This is a genomic window from Caulobacter sp. DWR2-3-1b2, assembly GCF_049896345.1.
GTDB lineage: Bacteria > Pseudomonadota > Alphaproteobacteria > Caulobacterales > Caulobacteraceae > Caulobacter.
The window spans coordinates 88,511-108,018 of the sequence record NZ_JAFCUC010000007.1 but is presented as its reverse complement, the minus strand read 5'-3'; the positions used below and the strand labels follow the sequence as shown (position 1 = coordinate 108,018).

Here is a 19,508-nt window from a genome sequence, read left to right as displayed (position 1 = left end):
GCTGAGCTCAAGTCGGCTAGAACTTGAAGCGCAGGCCCACCTTGTAGGTGCGGCCGATCAGGCCGGCATAGTGCCAGGTGGTCAGGAAGTTCGGCGCGCTGGCATAGGCGCCGGGCGCGATGGGCGCCCGGGCGTCGAACAGGTTGCCGACATTGACATAGGCCGTGACGCTGTCGGTGATGTCCGCCGAGGCGTTGGCGTCCACATTGATGAAGCGCTTGATCGTGCAGAACTTGTTGGCCGCGGCCGTGTTGGCGGTGCCGCCATACGGGTTGCCCGGGACGCATTCGGTGCTGCCGTTGGTGTCGGCGGCGACCGACTTGATCGAGCCGACATAGTAGGCGGTGGCCGACAGGGTGTAGCGGCCGAAGTCGACCGTGTTCTGCCAGTTGCCCTTCCAGTCCGGCGTGCCGTTGCCCGACGACAGGTCGTACGGGCCCAGGGTGCCGGCGTACTTCTGCACTTCCTTGGCGGTGTGCAGGTCGTACTTCAGGACGTGAGTGACTTCGATGCGGCTGGTCCAGTTGATCGAGTCGGTAACCGGAACCTTGGCGGTGGCCGAGAAGTCGACGCCTTCGGTCTGCGCGTAGTTGGCGTTGACGTAAGGCACGTTGATGATCAGCACGCGCGGCAGGGCGGCGGCGAACAGCGGGTCGGGAGCGTCGACCACGTTGCACGAATAGCCGGCGCCCACCGCGGCGACGGCGGCGCAGCCGGCGCTTTGATCGGCGGCCGCGTAGTAGGCGTCCTTGGCCTTGCTGACGTCCGGACCCGAGATGATCAGGTCGGACTTCTTCACGTTGTAATAGTCGACGGTCAGGCTGAGCCAACGAGTCGGCTCGGCGATCGCGCCCAGGGTGAAGCTGCGCGAGGTTTCAGGCTTCAGGTCCGGATTGCCGGCCACGCCGCGACCCAGGCTGTAGGACTGCGAGTACGGATTGGTGGTGCCGCCGTGCGCGGCCTGGAAGTTTGCCGGCGGAGTGGTGGTGACGAAACCGGCATATTGCGAACGCGGGCCCGATTCAGCGAAGGTCGGCGCGCGGAAGCCCTTGGAATAGGTGCCGCGGAACGCCAGTTGACGCAGCGGCGTGTATTTCACGCCGAACTTCGGCGAGAAGTGGCTGAAGCCTTCCGAATAGTGGTCGTAGCGACCCGAGACGTTGACTTCGATCTGCTCGGTCACCGGGGCCAGGACTTCGAAGAACGCGGCCGAGACCGTATGCTTGCCGAAGGCCGAGGCAGTGGTCAGGGCATAGGTGTCGAGGCGGGCGTTCTGGTTATTGTTTTCCAGCAGCTCCTTGCGCACCTGGCCGCCGACGGCCAGTTGCACGTCGCCGCCCGGCAGGGCGAACAGCGACTTGGTGATCGAGGCGTCCAGCGACATCATCGACGAGTGCGACGGGGTCACCTTGTCGGGGGAGATGAAGTTGCGCACCGCCTGGGTGTTCGACGACGGCGTGACGAAGTTATAGGCGCCGGTGTTCACGGCGCTGAGGATGCTGGCGATGTTCAGCAGGCCGTGTTGCGTGATCTCGAGATTGTCACGCGCGCCGACGGCGTCGATCTGCCAGTTCCAGTCGTCGCCGAAGCTGCCCTTGATGCCGGCGGCGCCGCGGATGACTTCGTTGGAACGATCGCTGCCGGCGGGAAGATCGCCAAACAGATAGTAGATGCGGGCGGCGCCGTTGGCCGGATCTGCGGCGAAGGTGGTGGCGAACGGATTGTTCGGGTTCAGGCGACGCGCGGGAGCGGTGAGGTCGGTGGCGCAGTTGACGCCGGTGTTACAAATATAGACCGGCAGGACGATGCCGGGGTTGCTCGAGGCCAGGGCGGGGGCGCCGCCGAAGGGTTGCGTCTGGCGGATGCCGGTTGGCGCGCCCTTGATGCTGACATAGCTGTTCGAGTAGCTGCCGGTGGCATAGGCCTCGATATTGTCGGCCAGTCGCACGCTCAGGCGGCCGTTGAAGGCGTAGCGCTTCTGATACGGCGCGATTTTACGATAGGTGTCGATCAGGTCCCACTTGCAGCCGGTGCCGTTGGCGGTGGCCGTAGCCTGGGTGAACGTGCCGTTGGGGCAGGCGCCCAGATCCAGGGACTGGTAGGACGTCGTCAGCGGCGCGCCGACCTTGCCGGCCAGCGGATTGTTCAGGTCCGACTGGCTGACCCGGGTCACATTGGCGGTCGGGGTGGCCGTGGTCATGGCCGAGTCAGCGGTATTGTTGTCGATGCCGCCGATCGAGCTCAAGTCCTGGGTGTTGAACGGGAAGCCGCGGCTGTGGCTCGAGACCCGGTCGTTGGTCTGGTATTCGCCGTTGATATAGACGTTCCAGCCGCTGGCGGCGTAGTCGCCGAAGCCCAGGGTCAGGTCGCCGCGCCGATGCTCGGCGTCATTCTGAGCGCTTTGGCCGGCTTCGACGCTGCCGGCGACGCCGACGAAGGTCTTCTTCAGCTTCAGGTTCACCACGCCGCCGATGGCGTCGGCGCCGTACGACGACGAGGCGCCGTCCTTCAGCACTTCGACGCGGTCGATCAGGCTGAACGGGATGCTGTTCAGGTCGACATAGGCGTTGTGGCCGTCGTCATTGATCGGGAAGTTGGTCGAGCGCAGGCCGTCGACCAGCACGAGGGTCGAGGAGACGCCCAGGCCGCGCAGCGAGACGGCCGAGCCGCCGGCGCTGAAGCCACTTTGGAAGCCGGTGCCGATCGAGCCGGCGCCATCGGCCGAGATCGAGCGGATGGCGTCCGAGGCGGTGGTGATGCCGGCGCGCTGCAGGTTTTCCGAGGTCAGCACAGTGACGGGCGACGGGGTCTCGGTATCGGTGCGGCGGAACAGCGAGCCGGTGACGACGATTTCTTCGACGGCGTTAGCGTCCGGCGCGGGCGCGGTCTGGGCGGGCGCGGTCTGGGCCACGGCCTGGCTCACGCTCAGCAAGGTTGCGGCGGCCACGCCGCAAATCATCGTGGAGGCCAAAAGGCGCTCCCGAACGGTTTTGATGGTCAAGTTTAGTTCCCCCAATCGGCCCCGTGTCACGAATGACACCTCAGAATCGGCGCCGGCTGCAGTTTTCCTGGCGGCGATGGGAGAGGAGCTATGGGGGAGAGGCACGGTCGGTCAATTTACATTGCGGTAATGAAACAGTTCGTTGAAAATTGTCTCATTATGGTCACATACCGGGCGCTCCTAGGTGCCGGCCGATCGCATCCCAGGTAAATTCTATCTCCTACGACCCAGCATTGTTTTCGGGCGCGGTATTGTCGCTCTGATCGACAGTCCCGAGCCGGCCTACAGGCCCCGCTTCAGCCGCTCTCGATACGCCCCCGAGCTCGCCAGATAACCCTCGGCGTCGCCATAGGCCTGGAAGTCGCGGTAGCGCTCGTGGCTGCCCTTGACCTTGAGGGCGTGCTTGATCGGGCACCAATATTGTTCGGTGCGGGCGGTGACCTCGCGGGCATAGGCGATGACGCCGTTGCCATAGCCGCAGAAGGCGCAGTTGAGCTTCTGCACCAGGTTCAGATAGCCCAGCCGGTGGCGGTCGATGACCACATAGTCCGAACGCTTGACCCGCATGATGTCCCAGGCGGTGAAACAGCCCAGCTGGTAGAGGCTGATGCTGACATCGAGGATCACCAGCGGCAGGACCATGCCGTAGATCAGCGGCATGGTCAGCAGGGTCGGCAACGGCACGCGAGCCAGGCCCAGGGTCTTGCGGTGGACCTTCTGGCGACGCAAGGCGTCGGCCTTGAAACAGGGCTTGCCAACCGCATCCCGCTCGACCGCGTGCTTGGCGTCATGATCCGTGGCCCGCGCGGCGAAGGCGGCTTCGATCTGCGCCTCGACCTCGCGCAGACGGTCGATCAGATGTTCGAGGGAATCGGCCATGGCTTGGGGAACTCCGGATGGCGCAGCATGGCGCGAGTCGGGGCGAATATATCCTCCCCTGTGACGAAGGTCTGACGGCGCCGCTCTTGCTGAGCTTTCCCCACAACGCTCCATTTCGAGACAAGGCCCTCGCCATGTTCGCCAAAAAAACCGCCCCTTCCGCTCCCGCCTTCACGCCACTGGCCCAGATCGAGCCGACCCCGCAATTAGCCATGGCCCCGACGCCGACGCCGACGCCGACGCTGCGGCCCAAGCCCGCCTCGATGATCGCCCAAGGCGTGGCCATCAAGGGCGACGTGCTCGGCGACGGCGAACTGCACCTGGATTGCGTGATCCAGGGCGACATCCGGGTCGGCAAGCTGGTCCTGGGCCCCAACGCCCGGGTCGAGGGTACGCTCTACGCTCAGGTCATCGAGATCCACGGCCGGGTGACCGGCGCGGTCTCGGCCAAGCAGGTGCGGCTCTATGGGACGGCCGTGGTCGATGGCGACATCACCCATGAACAGCTGGCCATGGAAACCGGCGCGCAGTTCCAGGGCCGCAGCCTGAAGTTCCAGCGCCCCGCGCCCGCCGCTGCCGCCCCCGTCGCGCCGCAGCCGCAGCCGCAGCCGCAGCCGCAGCCGCAGCCGCAGCCGCAGCCGCAGCCGCAGCCGGCCAGTGGTCACACGCCCGCCATGGCTGTCTATCCCGGCTAGAGCATTTCCCGACCTGACTGCGTCAGGCCGTGAACTCTAATATTTTGTTTTGACGCATTTTTCTTCACGCGAACCGGAACCACTTCCGCTCGAAAAATGCTCTGGAGCCTCGCCGGACCCGGTGAAGGCTCCAAGGGTTGCAACTCTTGGCGCTTCAAAGACCTTAACTTCAAAAGGTCACACGCCGGGGAGGTTCCGAATGCCGAGTTACGCCCTGAATTCGAGCCTGGCGATCATGGTCGCCTCCGGGCTGATGGGTCTGGCCGCCTGTTCGCGCACCGATGACAGGCCGGTCGCGCCGGGCGGAGCGGCCGCGTCGCAGCAGGCAACTCCGGTCGCCGGCGGGCCCCAGACCCTCAGGCCAGGCCTGTGGACGACCGTAACCAAGACCCCGGCCGGCGAGGAAACCACCGCCCGGTGCGTTGGCGAAGGCTACGACCCCGGCGCCGACGCCGTCCAGAAGGCCAGCCCCTGCGGCAAGCCCACCCTCACCCGGACGGCGGACGGCTTCCACATCGACCAGGCGTGCAAGCACAAGGGCGTCGACTACGCGCTGTCGGGTGTCGTCAGCGGCGACTTCACCACCACCGCGACCACCGACCTCAACCTGACCCTGGGGGCCTATGGCCGCAAACAGACCCTCAAGATGCAGGCGGTCAGCACCTATCAAGGCGCCTGCGATCCAGCGACCTGGAAGCCTGAAACCTAGGCGCGACATCGTCCCGGTCAGGATTAAGTGTCCTCAGCGCCACAGCATCGGAGCGATCGCACGGATCGCGCCGCCCGCCGGGAACGGCGAGGGTCGCCGTGGCTTGTACTTGCAAGGCCGGCGCTGTTTGCGCCGCCGGTGGAGCCAAAACGCCCATGAGTGGTCCCCATCTGACCGTTGTCCCCGACAAAGGCGTCGATCCGGTCGAGGTCTATAACTTCAGCCGTGGGCCGGAGACCACGACCCAGCGCGTCCGGCGTCTGCAGGATGAAGCGCGCATGCTGGCCCGCGAGCAGGTTGAAGCCATGGCTCGCGACCTGGAGGACCTGGCTCAGCGGGCGCGCGAGATCGCGGAAGGCGGCGAGGCCTATGCGGTGGGGATTCGCGAAATGGCGTCGCGCCTGGCGTCGGATCTTCCGCAAAAGGCCCAGAGCCTGAAGGCCATTCTCGAGCGCTCGTCCAAGGGCTAGAGCATTTCCCGACCTGACTGCGTCGGGGTGTGAACTCTAATCTTTTGTTTTGACGCATTTTTCTTTACGCGAACAGGAACCACTCCCGCTCGAAAAATGCTCTTGAGCGCAAGGCCCCCCCGCCTCCGACGGGGGGGAAGGAGGCCGAAGGGTCGAGGCTCGCCCGCCGGTCTGGTGGGGGACGGGGCGGCGGGGCGGCGGGCTCACGGACGATGACCCGGAAAGCCGTACTGGTCGGGCCTGTCGACAGCAGCTACGCGCTGGCCTGCGCGCCGGACACGGCGTCCGCAGAAAAAGATTTTAGGCCGCTGGCGTGCGCCGGATCGATGGCGCGGCTCTGGTCAAAACGTCACATCGGCGCGCTAGATGGCGACCATGACCTTGCTGACCCGCCGCGCCCTCACGACCGCCGCCCTGGCTGGCGCCCTGATCCCCGCCATGAGCTTCGCCGCGCCCAGAAAGCCGATCGTCATCGCTCATCGCGGCGCGTCGGGCCTGAGGCCGGAACACACCGCCCTGGCCTACGACCTGGCCATCGACCAGGGCTGCGACTTCATCGAGCCCGACCTGGTCCCGACGAAGGACGGCCACCTGATCGCCCGGCATGAGAATGAGATCGGCGGAACCACCGACGTCGCCAGCCATCCGGAATTCGCCGGCCGCAAGGCCACCAAGACCATCGACGGCCAACAGATCACCGGCTGGTTCACCGAGGACTTCACCCTGGCCGAGATCAAGACGCTGCGGGCCCGCGAGCGCCTGCCGCAACTTCGTCCCGGCAATACCAGATATGACGGCCAGGCCCAGCTTCTGACCTTCGACGAGGTGGTGGCCATCGCCAAGGTGGGCAGCCAGCGCTCGGGGCGAACGATCGGCGTCTATCCCGAGATGAAGCATCCGACCTATTTCGCCGGCATCGGCCTGCCGGTCGAGGATCGCCTGGTCGCCCTGCTCAAGGCCCATGACCTGAACTCAGCCACTGCGCCGGTCTTCGTCCAGTGCTTCGAGGTTGGGCCGTTGAAGGCCATCCGGGGCAAGACCAAGGCACGACTGGTGCTGCTGACGGCGGGTCAAGGCGGTCCGGCCGACCTGCCCAACGTCACCTACGCCCAGCTTTGCAGCCCCGAGGGCCTGAAAGGCGTGGCGCTCTATGCCGACGGCCTGGGCGCGGAGAAGACCCAGATCATCCCGCAGGACGCCGACACCCTGCTGCCGGCCACCAGTCTGGTGAAGGACGCCCACGCCGCCGGCCTGGTGGTCCACCCCTGGACGGTCCGGGCCGAGAACTACTTCCTGCCGGCGTCCTTGCGCCGGGGCGACCCGGCTGCGGCCGACTATCTGGCCCAACCGGGCGAGGTCTCGAAGGTGTTCAAGGCGCTATACGCCGCCGGCGTCGACGGGGTGTTCAGCGACTTCCCCGGCCTGGCGGTCGCCGCGCGGGGTTAGGAAGGCGGATCGGACGGCGCCGAACGTTTGCGGCGCCGCCGTCACCGGTGCAGCGTGCGCGCTTAGCGCCGAGCTCGCGCTCGCCGGCCTCCAGCGTCAGACGTCCGGCGTCAGACGCACGAAGTCCCGAGCGAAAGTCGGCATGAGCGGAGTTTTGGGGGAGCGCTTGACGCCCCCCACGTCACCCGCAGCACCTTCTTGAAAACAGACGGGAGGACGTGATGCCGCAGCCCTTTAAGGTCGCCTGGAGCGACGCCGCGATCGGCAAGGTCCTGGACCAGGTCCGGGCCTATGAGTTCCCGCCCGCGCCGGAGGGCGGTGGCTGGAACCACGGGTGCGACGCCCAATTCCTCAAAGAGATCACTGCCTATTGGACCGACGGCTTCGACGTCGCCGCCGCCATGGCGCAGCTCAACCGATTCCCGCAGTTCACCGCCCGGGTCGAGGATTTCGACCTGCACTTCGTCCACGTGGTCGGCGAAGCCCAAGGCAAGCGCCCGCTGCTGCTCAGCCACGGTTGGCCGGGCAGCCACTACGAGTTCTGGGCGGCCATCGAGCCCCTGGCCTTCCCGTCGCGCCATGGCGGCGATCCGGCCGACGCCTTCGACCTGGTGATCCCGTCCCTGCCGGGCTTTGGCTTCTCGTCCAAGCCCGCCAAGCCGATCGGCCAGCGGACCACCGCGCGCCTCTTCAACAGCCTGATGACCGACGTGCTCGGCTATGACCGCTACCTCGCCCAGGGCGGCGATTGGGGTGGGCTGATCACCTCGTGGCTGGGGCTGGACCACGCCGCCCACGTCAAGGCCATCCACCTGAACATGATCGGCTTTCGCCCCGCTGGTCCGCCCCAGGGCGAGGCCGAGGTCGCCTGGGTGCAGCGCACCGCCTTCGCCATGGACATGATGGGCGCCTATCTGCGCCTGCAGGTCTCCAAGCCGCAGTCCCTGGCCTGGCTGGGAGCCAGCAACCCGGTGGGCCAGGCCGCCTGGATATTGGAACGCTTCCACGATTGGGCCGACCTGTCCGGAAAGTCGTTCGAGCAGGTGTTCAGCCGCGACCAGCTGCTGACCAACCTGATGATCTACGTGATGACCGGCAGCTTCACGACCGGGGCCTGGTACTATCGCGGCCTGATGGAGGAGGGCGGGATCACCCTGCCCGAGGGCGTGCGCTGCGAGACCCCCACCGCCTTCGCCAACTTCCCGGGCGAGGTGCTCTACCAGGCTCCGCCGCGCACTTGGGCCGACCGGGCCTACACCATCACCCGCTGGACCGAACTGCCGCGCGGCGGCCATTTCGCGGCGATGGAAGAGCCTGGACTGTTCGTCGACGAGGTCCGGGCCTGGGCGCGCGCCGTGGGCTGACCTCGCTAGACAACCAACAAAGTTTGTCATCCCGGACAAGGCCCAACGGGCCGCAGATCCGGGACCGCCGGAAGCGCCTGCGTTCACGGGTCGGTCCCGGATCTGCGCGCTGCGCGCTCGTCCGGGATGACAACCGCTTTGGGTGAAAGGCGAAGGCCACTCCGGGTAGGTTGGTGGCGAGCGAGAGGGGTCTTGCCGGGCCGCCGAACCCGCCCTATCGCAATCCCATGAGCCAAGCCCGCTACGACTTCGCCTCCGACAATGTCGCGGGCGCCATGCCCGAGGTGATGGAGGCCCTGGTCGCCGCCAATGCCGGAACCGCCTCCGGCTATGGGACCGACCATGTCAGCGCTGCGGCGGCCGATCGCATCCGCGCCCTGCTCGACAGCGACGCCGAGGTGCGGTTCACCGCCTCGGGCACGGCGGCCAACGCTTTCGCCCTGACCTGCCTGGCGCGTCCGCATGAGGCGGTGCTGGCCCACGAGCACGCCCACATCTGCACCGACGAAACCGGCGCTCCCGGCTTCTTCGGCCAGGGCGTCGGCCTGATCGGCCTGCCCGGCGCCTCGGGCAAGATCGAACTGCCGGCGCTGGAAGCGGCCCTGGCCGAGCCCGACGTCTCATACCGCCAGCCCGCCGCGGCCCTGTCCCTGACCAACGCCACCGAATACGGCACGGTCTATGGCGCCGACGACCTGGCCGCCCTGATCGCCCCGGCCAAGGCCCAGGGATACGGCGTGCACCTCGACGGCGCGCGCCTGGCCAACGCCGTGGCGGCGGGTTTTGACCTCAAGCGGGTGGCCAAGATCGGCGTCGATATCCTGGTGATTGGCGGCACCAAAGCCGGCTCGACGCCGACCGAGGCCGTGGTCTTCCTCGACAAGGACCTGCACCGCCGGCTCGATGCCCGCCTCAAGCACGCCGGCCAACTGGTCTCCAAGGGCCGGTTCCTGTCGGCCCCCTGGCTGGGCCTGCTAGGCGAGGACAATGACGGCGGCCCGTGGGCGGCGCGGGCGGCCCACGCCAACGCCATGGCGCGCAAGCTTGCGGACCTGATGCCCTTCCCACTGCGCCACCCGGTCGAGGCCAACGGCCTGTTCGTCGATATGGACGACGCGGCCCTGGAGCGGCTGCGGGGCCGGGGCTGGTTCGTCTACCGCTTCCTCGACGGCACGGCGCGGTTCATGTGCTCGTGGGCGACAACGCCGGAGATGGTCGAGGAACTGGGCGAGGCGCTGAAGACGGTGGCTTAAGACTAGGCAGCCCCATTGAGCTCACCCAAAGCGCCGCTTAGGGTTCCTCGCATCAAGTCAGCCGCGAAGGAACCCCGGTGCCGCTTAGAAAGTTCGCCTTGGCCTCGCTGGGCCTGCTCGCTGTCCTGACCGCCTCACCCACCCAGGCGGAGGTTTCTGATCTTGTCACTGCGCCCACTGGGGTTGAAAACGTCTTCATCTTCCGCGCCTATGCCGAGCCGACCCTGTGGTCGACGACGCTGAAAATCGACGGCCGAAATGTCGCAGCTCTAAAGCAGAACAGCTTTACTGCAGTTCAGGTTGCGGTCGGAGCTCATAAGTTCAAACTGGCCTGGCCCCTGCTTTCCGCGCAAAGCAACGCTGAGCTCCAGATCGATATCGAAACGGGTAAGACCTACTATTTCGCTGTGATCGGCGCGGCCGGTCTCGACCACGTCGAAGGCAACATCATCTATGTCAGGGACGGCTCCGGCTTCGTACCGGTCGAGCCCGAAAAAGCCCAGCCGGCGATCCAGGCTTGCTGCAGGTTCATCACGCCGGCTAACCGCTAATCATCACCTCAGAACGTCGAGGTTTCCTTGCGGAGCAGGCCGTACTTGGCCTTGACCTTGTTCAGCGCCTTGATCGCATAGCCGACCGGCGCCGGCCATTCCGGGCCGCCGATATGCTCGGCGTCCACCTCGGCCAAGGCCCGCAGCGGCCAGTTGGGATCGTCGAGCATCTGCCGACCCAGGGCAACCAGGTCCGCCTGACCCGAGGCCAGGGCGAATTCGGCCTGGGCCAGTTCGACGATCAGCCCCACGGCCATGGTCGGAACCCCGGCCTGGCGGCGCACCGTGGCGGCGTAGTCGAACTGATAGCCCGGCGCCGGCGTCGGCAGGGTGGCGATCGACGGCGTCAGCCCGCCCGACGAGCAATCGACTACATCGACGCCGCGTGCTTTCATCTGGCGGGCCAGTATGACGCTATCCTCCAGGTCCCAGCCGCCCTCGGTCCCGTCCACCGAGGAAATCCGCGCAAACAGCGGCCGCTCGTGGGGCCAGACTTCGCGCACCGCGTCGACCACCTCCAGCGGCAGACGCATCCGCCCGCCCAGGCTCGGCCATAGGCGTCGTCACGCTGGTTGCTGATCGGCGACAGGAACTCTGTCAACAGATAGCCGTGGGCGCAATGGATCTCGATGATCTCGAAGCCGGCCGCCAAGGCGCGCTTGGCCGAGGCCGCGAAGGCCGCCTTGATCGCCGCGATGTCGTCCAGGGTCGCGGCCTCCGGCGTTGGCCAGGTCGGAGCGAAGGGCACGGCGCTGGGGGCCAGGGCGGCCCAGGCCGGCTCGCCGGGTTTGGCGTTGTCAGGCAGGATAGGACCCCCGACCTCGAACGGGCGATGGGTGCTGGCCTTGCGTCCGGCATGGGCCAGCTGGATGGCGGGGATCGCGCCCAGCCCCTTGATCATGCTGGCGATCCTGGCCAGGGCCGCCTGCTGAGCGACGTTCCACAGGCCCAGGTCGCCATGGGTGATGCGGCCGCGCGGCTCGACGGCCGTGGCCTCGACGAACACCACGCCCGCCCCGCCGATCGCGAACCGCGCCAGATGCGCCAGGTGCCAGTCCTGGGCCACCCCGTCGACGGCCACATATTGGCACATCGGCGAGACCACGATGCGGTTCTTCAGGGTCAGGCCCCGCAAGGTCAGCGGCTTGAACAGCGTAAGTTTCGACATGGGTCCTCGGGCGGCTTGGAGGCGGCGCCCTCCAAGCCGCCCGAACACGATCCGAACGCTGATTGCGTTTCAGGCCCGCTTGAGGGCCCGCGCGGCGCGATGACTTTCCAGGCGGGCGCCGGGCTCGACCGGGACCCTGGCCCCCAGCATCGCGGCGATCTGCGCCGCCGGCTTGGGACGGCTGATGAAATAGCCCTGGATCTCGCCGCAGCCCTGGCGGCGCAGCTCGTCCAGCTGCTCCACCGTCTCGACGCCCTCGGCCGTGGTGGTGATGCCCAGGCTGGCGCCCAGGTCCAGCACCGCCTTGATGATCGCCAGGGCGTCGGGATCCTCGAGGATGTCGCGCACGAAGGTCTGGTCGATCTTGATCTTGTCGAACGGAAAGCTGCGCAGATAGCTCAGGCTGGAATAGCCGGTGCCGAAGTCGTCCATCGAGATCCGCACGCCCAGGGTCTTGAGGTCATGCAGGATCGACATGTTGCCGGCGGTGTTGTGCAACAGCACAGACTCGGTGATCTCCAGCTCCAGTCGCTCGGCGGGCAGCCCCGAGGCGGCCAGGGCCGAGACCACGGTTCTCACCAACTGCTTGTCGCGAAACTGCGACGGCGACAGATTGACCGCCAGGCGCACATGGTCGGGCCAGCCGGCCGCCTCGCGGCAGGCCTCGCGCAGCACCCATTCGCCCAGCGGGTTGATCAGGCCGATCTCCTCGGCGAGCGGGATAAAGTCGCCCGGCGAGATCATGCCACGCGTCGGATGGTTCCAGCGCAGCAGCGCCTCGCAGCCCATCACCCGGTCGGCGCCGAGGCTGAACAGCGGCTGGTAATAGAGTTCGAACTGGCCTTCGACCAGGGCCAGGCGGAGGTCGAGCTCGAGGGCGCGGCGGGCCTGGAGCTGTTCGTCCATCGCCCGTTCAAAGAAGTGGAAGGTCCCACGCCCGTCGGCCTTGGCGCGGTACAGCGCCATGTCGGCCTTTTTCAGCAACTCATCGGCGCCCGCCCCGTCCGTGGGCGATATGGCTACCCCGACGCTGCCGCCGATCATCACCTGGTGGCCCTGCAGGTCGAAGGTCTCGGCCAGAGCCTCGACGATCCGGCTAGCCAGACGCGTGGCGCCGGAAAGGTCGGTCAAACCGGTCTGCACCACCGCGAACTCGTCGCCGCCCAGCCGCGCGACGGTGTCGCCCTCGCGCACACAAGCCCGCAGACGCTCAGCGGCGGTCTTCAGCAGGGCGTCGCCGATCGGATGGCCGAGGGTGTCGTTGACGGTCTTGAAGCGATCCAGGTCGACGCAGTGCACCGCCACCAGTTCCTCGCGCCGCGCCGCCCGGGCCAGGGCCGCCGACAGGTCCTTCTGAAATAGCAGGCGGTTGGGCAGGTCGGTCAGCGGGTCATAATGGGCCAAACGGGCGATCTGAGCCTCGGCTCGCTTGCGCTCGGCGATGTCCTCGGAGACGCCCAGCAGATATTCGGCCTGGCCGTCGGGACCGATGATGGCGATCTTCTTGGTGCGCAACAGGGCGATCGAGCCATCCTTGCGCGGCACGTGGTCTTCCTCGATCACCCGCACCTCGCCCGACGAGATCACCTCGGCGTCGCGCGCCCGGTAGATCGCCGCTTGCTCGGGCGGATAGAAGTCGGCGTCGGTGCGGCCGATCATCTCGGCGCGGGGGTGGCCGAGCATCTTCTCGCCGGCCCGGTTGAGCAGGACATAGGCATGGTCGTCGGCCCGCTTGACGAACACCATCGAGGGTATGGCCTCGACCACCGCCGTCATGAAGGTGTGGGCCTGGTCGGCGGCGGCCTTGGCGGCGGCAAGGGCCTCGACGCCCCGGCGGTTGGTCTCGTTGGCGGCCTGCAGCAGACCCAGCACCGTGCCGACCCCCAGATAGCGCCCGCCGTCGGTGACGATGAAGCCGCGCAGCAGGTCGGACGCCCGATAGGACAGGCTGTCGCTGGTGAAGGCCGCCAGCTCGACATCGGCCTCGACCACCAGGGGCTGGGCGTCCATCAACACCGAGATCGGCCGATTGGCGTAGAGGGCGCGGCCATATTCGGCGGCCATGCGCAGGAAAAAGGCGTTGCGCTCCACGAGACCGATGGGCCGGTCTTCATCGTCGAGCACCGGCACGATCAGTGTGTCGGGCTCTTCGCGGAATCGGTCATACAGCGTTTTGCCCAGGTCCTCGGCCCGTGCGGGCGCGAGGGATGAAACGGTGTCTCGCAAGGTGAACATGATACGCCTCCACTATTCGGTGGAGGGACCATTTCTCGGCTAACGGTGTGCTAACCTGAACGCTGAAGCGCTGCTATTTCGTGAAAACTTCACGGTGACGTCACAGTGCTTGCCGGGGTGTTTACCGCAGGCGTCTTTTACCCCCTGGCGGCCGCTATCCGCTATCGATAGCGCTCAAGTTCGCCAGCGCGCTGGCGGGTCTGGTCCAGCACGCAGACCTCGGCGTCGATCTTGCCCTGCTGGCCGAACTCCGACTCATCGGCTTAGGGCAAGCATTCGGCGTCGCGGGACGCGATCCAGCCGCGTTGGGCGGACCTCAATGCGGCCTTCTGCTCCGGCCTTTTCAATCACGCAATGGCGGCCTTGTAGGACCGGTTGAGACGCCCGTCCTGGACGTCGGCGAGGTAGGAAACGCAGTTCAAGACGGCGATATTGGGTCCCGGTTCCAGGCAGTGATCCACCGCCGAGGGGCGCTTGGCCGGCGCTGGCCTGGCCTGGACGATCGGCGCGGCGGCCAGGAGCAGGACGGTCGCGACGACTAGAAAGTGCATTGTCGAGTAAGCTCCACCCTGGAGCGCCGCCTTAGCGGACTTCCGGTCGCACGCCAGCGAACATCGATTTTCGAGGCCGGCGGCGGGTCCCGAACCTACTGCAGCCCTTCGCGCCCAATGGCGTAGAACCGCGCCGCGCGCTGTTTCTTCAGCTCGGCGGCCGACAGCTTCATCAGGGCCTTCAGTTCGTCCTCGACCGCGTCGCCCACCGCTTCGATGGCGGCGGAGGGATCGGAATGGGCCCCGCCGGCCGGTTCCTCGACGATTCGGTCGACGATCTTCAGGCCGATCAGGTCCTGGGCGGTGATCTTCATGTTGGCGGCGGCGTCCTTGGCCCGGGCGCCGTCGCGCCACAGGATCGAGGCCGCGCCTTCCGGCGAGATCACCGAATAGATCGAGTGCTCGAGGATCAGCACCTTGTTGGCGCCGGCCAGGGCGATGGCCCCGCCGCTGCCGCCTTCGCCGACGATGGTGGCGATCATCGGCGTGCCCAGCACCAGGCCACGCTCGGTCGAGCGGGCGATGGCCTCGGCCTGGCCGCGTTCCTCGGCGCCCAGGCCCGGATAGGCGCCGGCGGTGTCGACGAAGGTGATGACCGGCAGGTTGAAGCGCTCGGCCATGTCCATCAGCCGCACGGCCTTGCGGTAGCCCTCGGGGCGGGCCATGCCGAAATTGTGCTTCAGGCGGGTGGTGGTGTCGTGGCCCTTCTCGTGGCCCATGACCACAACCGGGATGCCGCGGAACCGGCCCAGGCCGCCGACGATGGCCTGGTCGTCGGCGAATTTGCGGTCGCCGCGCAGCTCGACGAACTGGTCGATCAGGCCGGCGATATAGTCCTTCAGGTGCGGGCGCTCGGGATGGCGGGCGACCATGGTCTTCTGCCAGGCGTCAAGGCCGGCATAGGCCTCCTTGCGCATCTGCTGGGCGCGATCGCGCAGGGCCTGGATCTCGCCGTCGAACGCGCCGGGACCAGCCGTTTCGGAGAGCTTGGACAGCTCCTCGATCTTGCTTTCCAGATCGGCGATGGGTCGCTCGAAGTCGAGATAATGCGCGGCCATGAGTCTCTTAACGTCGCCGTTGCGGAAAGGTGGCGAACCTAGAGCGCGAAGCCGCAAAACGGAACCGGTTTTGGCGGCGCCCAGGTCCTAATTCGCCCAACCTCCGACTCAAGCGGGACTCATTGCTTGTTTAGGAAGGTTTGGCGGAGACCTCGGCCTGCGACTCGTCGTCGCAGCGACACCGTCACTCAGCCGGAACCCTTTTGAGTCCTGGGGATTCGTCTCCCAGGAGAGTCCCGTTTCGAAACCCATGATCCCTGGCGGGAGACGGGACTATCGCCTATATCCCTCCGGTCGGCTCAGAAAACAGCCGACGCCCGCGGCCCCGCCCATCGAATATGGACCCGGTCCCGCCTGATGCGAACGGACGTTCCCATGCAGGTGTTCACTTTCTTCTGTGTCGAGCCGGATGGCTCGGTGCCACGCTTCGATGTCACCCCCTGCCTTGACGACGCCGCCGCGCGTCGCCGCGCCGAAGACCTGGTCGGCGTGCACCGCGGCTGCGACACCATCGAGGTCTGGCGCGGCGCGACACGCCTGTTCGACGTGACGTCGGCCCAGCGGGCGGCGGCCTAGGCTCCATAAAACCGTGCAAGACGGCCGCGCTTTACGGTAGCAAATTCGGTCGCTATTCGGAGTCCGCGCCATGACCATCGAGCCCGCCCGCCCCTCCGCCGTCGTCGATGACAGCGGCCATGGCGGCGTCCAGATCCTGATCAGCGCCGGCCCCGCCCGGTTCGTCGGCGACCTGTCGCCCTCGCAAGGCGGCCTGGACCTGGGCCCCAACCCCCACGACCTGTTGGCCGCCGGCCTGGCGGCCTGCACCACCCAGACGCTGCGGCTTTACGCCAGGCGCAAAGCCTGGCCGTTGGGCGCGGTGCATGTGGCGGTGACCTGGCGGCGAGACGTGACGGCCTTGCCCGCCGACATCTTCGATCGCGAAGTCACCCTGGGCGGCGACCTGGACCAAGCCCAACGCGCGCGGCTGATAGAGATCGCCGAGCAGTGCCCCGTGCACAAGATGCTGACGGCGGGGTCGAAGATCGAGACGCGGCTAGCGTAGGTTTAGCGAACACTTGCCCCTTACGGATCGCTTCGCGATCGTCTTCCCCCAGAGGGGGAAGAGCCCCGCCGCCGGCGCCTTGCGAGCTCCGCCCCCTTTGGGGGCGGACAGACCGCGAAGCGGTCAGGTGGGGGCAAGTGGGTGAGCCTCAGAACCCATACAGCGCCGCATACTCCGCATCCTTCCCCGCGATCTGCCGGGCGCAATCGACCATGACCTTGGCCTGTTTCCAGGTCGCGTCGTCCTGCATCTTGCCGTCCAGCATCGCCACGCCCGTGCCGTCGGGCATGGCCTCCAGGATGCGGCGAGCAAAAGCCACCTCGTCCGGCGCCGGCGAGAACACCCGCTTGGCGATGTCGATCTGGCTGGGATGCAGGCTCCAGGCGCCGGCGCAGCCCATCAGGAAGGCGTTGCGGAACTGCTGCTCGCAGGCCACGGGATCGTCGATGGCCCCGAACGGACCGTAGAACGGCTTGATGCCATGGGCCGCGCAGGCGTCGACCATCTTGGCGAAGGTGTAGTGCCACAGGTCCTGCTGCACCGAAACGCGGGGCGACCCGTCGGTGTGCGGATCCTCGATGACGCGGTAGCCGGGATGTCCCCCGCCCACCCGCGTGGTCTTCATGGCCCGGCTGGCGGCCAGGTCGGCCGGGCCCAGGCTGATGCCCTGCATGCGCGAGCTGGCCCCGGCGATCTGCTCGACATTCATCACCCCCTCGGCAGTCTCCAGGATGGCGTGCAGCAGGATCGGCCGGGTCACCCCATGCTTGGCCTCCAGCGAGGCCAGCAACTGGTCCATGTAGAAGATGTCCCACGGCCCCTCGACCTTGGGGACCATGATCACGTCGATCTGGTTTCCGGCCTTCTCGACTAGGGTGGCCACCTCGTCGAGGTGCCAGGGTGAGTTGAGGCAGTTGATCCGGACCCACAGGCCCACGCCCAGGGCCTTGAAATCGGTGGCGCGGGCCAGCTCGATGGTTCCAGCCAGGGCCGCGCCCTTGGCGTCAGCGGGGATGGCGTCCTCCAGATTGGCCAGGATGACATCGACGCTCAAGGCGATCTCGGGGATCTTGGCGCGGACCTTGTCCAGGTGCGGCGGCACGAAATGGATCATCCGCTCCACCCGCGCGGGTGGCTCGCGCCAAGGCGTGGGGGCACCGATGGCCAGGGGTTTGAAAAAGCCTCTGGGGGTCTTCATGCGCGTGCTCCCGGCGTCGTGTTCTTATTTCGCAGTTGCGAGAAGATTGCGGCGGCGCGGTAGCGGGGTCAAGACTGACGCATGGGTCAGGGCTTAGGAGGAGGTCCTTCGACGCTCGTCGCCGTTGATACGGCCGCGATGCGCGCGCTCAGGTCCGTGTTGAAGAACGCGTCGAACCAAGTCTTTTTTGCGGGTTCGCCCTTGAGACCCTTCACGGCCGCGCGCTCCCCAGGCGTCATGTCGATCTTGGTGTAGCCAAGGGCCGACATGCACGTATCGACATATTCAGCCCGAGCCTTGGCTTCCATATAGCCTTGCATGAAGCCCGTCGCAGCGGCCGCGCCCGCCTGGGCGGCGAGCGGTGCGCGCAACGGAACCATCGGTGGGCGCGCCGTCGGGTCCACGAACGCCTTGTTGCAGACCTTATAGTCAGCGACCGTCCCGTCATAGCTCGCCCCAGGCTTGACGTGAATCATCATGGGCCGCGCGGCCAAGGCTGGACCCGCAGCAAGCGCGAGAAGGAGGCCAATCCCGACGCTGTAACGCTTCGCAAAATCTTGCATAATCAAGTCCCCCGATACGGCTCTAATCTCTACCTCAGAGCGAGCGGTCAGGAAAGCGGCTCAAACGCCCTCAGGCCGGCTTGGCCGGCGGCCCCTGCACCGGCGGCGGCGGTTCCTCGGAACCCTCACGTTTGAGATCCTCGGCGGCGTCGTTGCGCGATACGGCGGCGGTCTTGGTCCTTCGGCCGGCGCGAAGCGACCAAGATCCCAAAGCCCCTTTCCCTCCCCGCTTTGGGGAGGGAAAGGCCTAGTCTTTTTACCGCCCCACCATCGCCAGCCCGGCCTTGGAATAGCGCGCGCCCTCGATCTGCGTCTCTGGCACCGCCGCCGCGATCCGGGCGAGATCGTCGGCCGACAGCACGACATCCGCCGCGCCGACATTTTCCTCGACGCGCGAGGCCTTGGTCGTGCCGGGGATCGGGGCGATATTGTCCCCCTGGTGGAGAATCCAGGCCAGGGCCAGTTGGGCCGAGGTGACGCCCTTCTCGGTCGCCAAGGCGGTCAGGGCCTCGACCAGCGACAGGTTCTTGGTCAGGGCCTCGCCCTGGAAGCGCGGCAAGCCGCGGCGGAAGTCGTCCTTGGCCAGGCCCGCGTCGCTGGTCAGCGTCCCGGTCAGAAAGCCCCGACCTAGCGGGCTGTAGGGCACCAGGCCAATGCCCAGTTCCCGGATCAGCGGCAGGGTCGCCTTCTCCAGATCGCGGGTCCACAGGGAGTATTCGCTCTGCAGAGCCGCCACGGGTTGGACGGCGTGGGCCTTGCGGATGGTCTCGGGACCCGCCTCCGACAGGCCGAAATGCTTGACCTTGCCCTCGGCGATCAGGTCCTTGACCACCCCGGCCACGTCCTCGATCGGCACGTTCGGATCGACGCGGTGCTGGTAGAACAGATCGATCACCTCGACGCCGAGACGCTTCAGCGAGGCCTCGGCCACGGCGCGGATGTGCTCTGGCCGGCTGTTGACGCCGACCATCCGGCTGGTGCCGTTGGCCGCTTCGGGCGGGGCGATGTCGAAGCCGAACTTGGTGGCGATCACGACCTTGTCACGGAACGGCTTCAGCCCCTCGCCGACCAGCTCCTCGTTGACATAGGGACCATAGACCTCGGCGGTGTCGAAGAAGGTGACGCCCAGCTCAACGGCGCGGGCCAGCACCTTGAAGGTCTCGGCCTTGTCGGGCGCGGGGCCATAGGCCCAGCTCATCCCCATGCAGCCCAGGCCGATCGCCGAGACTTCCAGGCCGTCGCCGAGTTTGCGCGTCTTCATGGGGGAGCTCCGTTTGGTATGTATCTGCAGCATATAGGCACGC

The 19,508-nt window shown here is 66.8% G+C and carries 20 protein-coding genes; 9 read left to right on the top strand and 11 right to left on the bottom strand.

The annotated features are described in order from the left end of the window. Positions 1–16 precede the first annotated feature (16 nt). Both ACP694_RS17365 and ACP694_RS17360 read right to left on the bottom strand, forming a co-directional pair. Positions 17–2,959: a TonB-dependent receptor plug domain-containing protein gene (locus tag ACP694_RS17365; RefSeq protein WP_426014744.1), complete on the bottom strand. Its 2,943-nt coding sequence runs from the start codon at positions 2,957–2,959 to the stop codon at positions 17–19. A 324-nt stretch (positions 2,960–3,283) separates the two neighbouring features. Next, complete coding sequence (locus ACP694_RS17360; protein WP_426014447.1) at positions 3,284–3,880, bottom strand: hypothetical protein; 597 nt, start codon at positions 3,878–3,880, stop codon at positions 3,284–3,286. Positions 3,881–4,014: 134 nt separating this feature from the next. Here ACP694_RS17360 and ACP694_RS17355 point away from each other — a divergent pair, with 134 nt between their 5' ends. The 7 genes from ACP694_RS17355 (at position 4,015) to ACP694_RS17325 (ending at position 10,368) form a co-directional block, all read left to right on the top strand. Further along, positions 4,015–4,575, top strand: coding sequence for a bactofilin family protein (locus ACP694_RS17355; protein ID WP_426014446.1), 561 nt, complete (start codon positions 4,015–4,017; stop codon positions 4,573–4,575). Positions 4,576–4,774: 199 nt separating this feature from the next. Continuing rightward, on the top strand, positions 4,775–5,284 hold the full coding sequence (locus ACP694_RS17350) for a DUF3617 domain-containing protein (protein WP_426014444.1): 510 nt from the start codon (positions 4,775–4,777) through the stop codon (positions 5,282–5,284). Between the two features lie 155 nt (positions 5,285–5,439). Next, positions 5,440–5,754 (top strand): hypothetical protein, encoded by a 315-nt coding sequence (locus ACP694_RS17345; protein WP_426014442.1) that lies wholly within the window; start codon positions 5,440–5,442, stop codon positions 5,752–5,754. Between the two features lie 366 nt (positions 5,755–6,120). Next, on the top strand, positions 6,121–7,200 hold the full coding sequence (locus tag ACP694_RS17340; protein ID WP_426014440.1) for a glycerophosphodiester phosphodiesterase: 1,080 nt from the start codon (positions 6,121–6,123) through the stop codon (positions 7,198–7,200). A 221-nt stretch (positions 7,201–7,421) separates the two neighbouring features. Then, positions 7,422–8,564, top strand: coding sequence for an epoxide hydrolase family protein (locus ACP694_RS17335; protein WP_426014438.1), 1,143 nt, complete (start codon positions 7,422–7,424; stop codon positions 8,562–8,564). Positions 8,565–8,791: 227 nt separating this feature from the next. Further along, on the top strand, positions 8,792–9,817 hold the full coding sequence (locus ACP694_RS17330; protein ID WP_426014437.1) for a low specificity L-threonine aldolase: 1,026 nt from the start codon (positions 8,792–8,794) through the stop codon (positions 9,815–9,817). 98 nt (positions 9,818–9,915) lie between these two features. Next, on the top strand, positions 9,916–10,368 hold the full coding sequence (locus ACP694_RS17325) for a hypothetical protein (protein WP_426014436.1): 453 nt from the start codon (positions 9,916–9,918) through the stop codon (positions 10,366–10,368). An 8-nt stretch (positions 10,369–10,376) separates the two neighbouring features. Here ACP694_RS17325 and ACP694_RS17320 read toward each other — a convergent pair whose 3' ends face one another. From ACP694_RS17320 to ACP694_RS17295, 6 genes are all read right to left on the bottom strand, one after another. Then, the gene (locus tag ACP694_RS17320; protein ID WP_426014434.1) at positions 10,377–10,871 is read right to left on the bottom strand and encodes a hypothetical protein; all 495 of its coding nucleotides are present in this window, start codon (positions 10,869–10,871) and stop codon (positions 10,377–10,379) included. Continuing rightward, positions 10,760–11,536: a hypothetical protein gene (locus tag ACP694_RS17315; RefSeq protein ID WP_426014433.1), complete on the bottom strand. Its 777-nt coding sequence runs from the start codon at positions 11,534–11,536 to the stop codon at positions 10,760–10,762. Before ACP694_RS17315 ends, ACP694_RS17320 begins: the two co-directional genes overlap by 112 nt. A 69-nt stretch (positions 11,537–11,605) precedes the next feature. Then, positions 11,606–13,771, bottom strand: coding sequence for a putative bifunctional diguanylate cyclase/phosphodiesterase (locus ACP694_RS17310; protein WP_426014431.1), 2,166 nt, complete (start codon positions 13,769–13,771; stop codon positions 11,606–11,608). Between the two features lie 263 nt (positions 13,772–14,034). Next, positions 14,035–14,118 (bottom strand): lysozyme inhibitor LprI family protein, encoded by an 84-nt coding sequence (locus tag ACP694_RS17305; RefSeq protein ID WP_426014742.1) that lies wholly within the window; start codon positions 14,116–14,118, stop codon positions 14,035–14,037. Next, entirely contained in the window at positions 14,119–14,322 is a 204-nt protein-coding gene (locus ACP694_RS17300; protein WP_426014429.1) for a hypothetical protein, read from the bottom strand. Between the two features lie 95 nt (positions 14,323–14,417). Next, positions 14,418–15,380 carry an acetyl-CoA carboxylase carboxyltransferase subunit alpha gene (locus ACP694_RS17295; RefSeq protein ID WP_426014428.1) on the bottom strand — a complete coding sequence of 321 codons (963 nt, stop codon included), beginning with the start codon at positions 15,378–15,380 and terminating at the stop codon, positions 14,418–14,420. Positions 15,381–15,755: 375 nt separating this feature from the next. On the opposite strand from ACP694_RS17295, the gene ACP694_RS17290 reads away from it, so the two are divergent. Both ACP694_RS17290 and ACP694_RS17285 read left to right on the top strand, forming a co-directional pair. Next, the gene (locus ACP694_RS17290) at positions 15,756–15,956 is read left to right on the top strand and encodes a hypothetical protein (RefSeq protein WP_426014426.1); all 201 of its coding nucleotides are present in this window, start codon (positions 15,756–15,758) and stop codon (positions 15,954–15,956) included. A gap of 70 nt (positions 15,957–16,026) precedes the next feature. Further along, a complete protein-coding gene (locus ACP694_RS17285; protein WP_426014423.1) occupies positions 16,027–16,443 on the top strand; it encodes an OsmC family protein in 417 nt (138 codons plus the stop codon). 148 nt (positions 16,444–16,591) lie between these two features. Here the strand turns inward: ACP694_RS17285 and ACP694_RS17280 are convergent, their stop codons facing one another. The 3 genes from ACP694_RS17280 to ACP694_RS17270 all read right to left on the bottom strand — a co-directional run bounded on the left by ACP694_RS17280 (position 16,592) and on the right by ACP694_RS17270 (position 19,465). After that, complete coding sequence (locus tag ACP694_RS17280) at positions 16,592–17,641, bottom strand: HpcH/HpaI aldolase/citrate lyase family protein (RefSeq protein ID WP_426014421.1); 1,050 nt, start codon at positions 17,639–17,641, stop codon at positions 16,592–16,594. Positions 17,642–17,727: 86 nt separating this feature from the next. Beyond that, positions 17,728–18,135 (bottom strand): hypothetical protein, encoded by a 408-nt coding sequence (locus tag ACP694_RS17275; RefSeq protein WP_426014419.1) that lies wholly within the window; start codon positions 18,133–18,135, stop codon positions 17,728–17,730. Between the two features lie 325 nt (positions 18,136–18,460). Beyond that, a complete protein-coding gene (locus ACP694_RS17270) occupies positions 18,461–19,465 on the bottom strand; it encodes an aldo/keto reductase (protein ID WP_426014417.1) in 1,005 nt (334 codons plus the stop codon). Positions 19,466–19,508 lie beyond the last annotated feature (43 nt).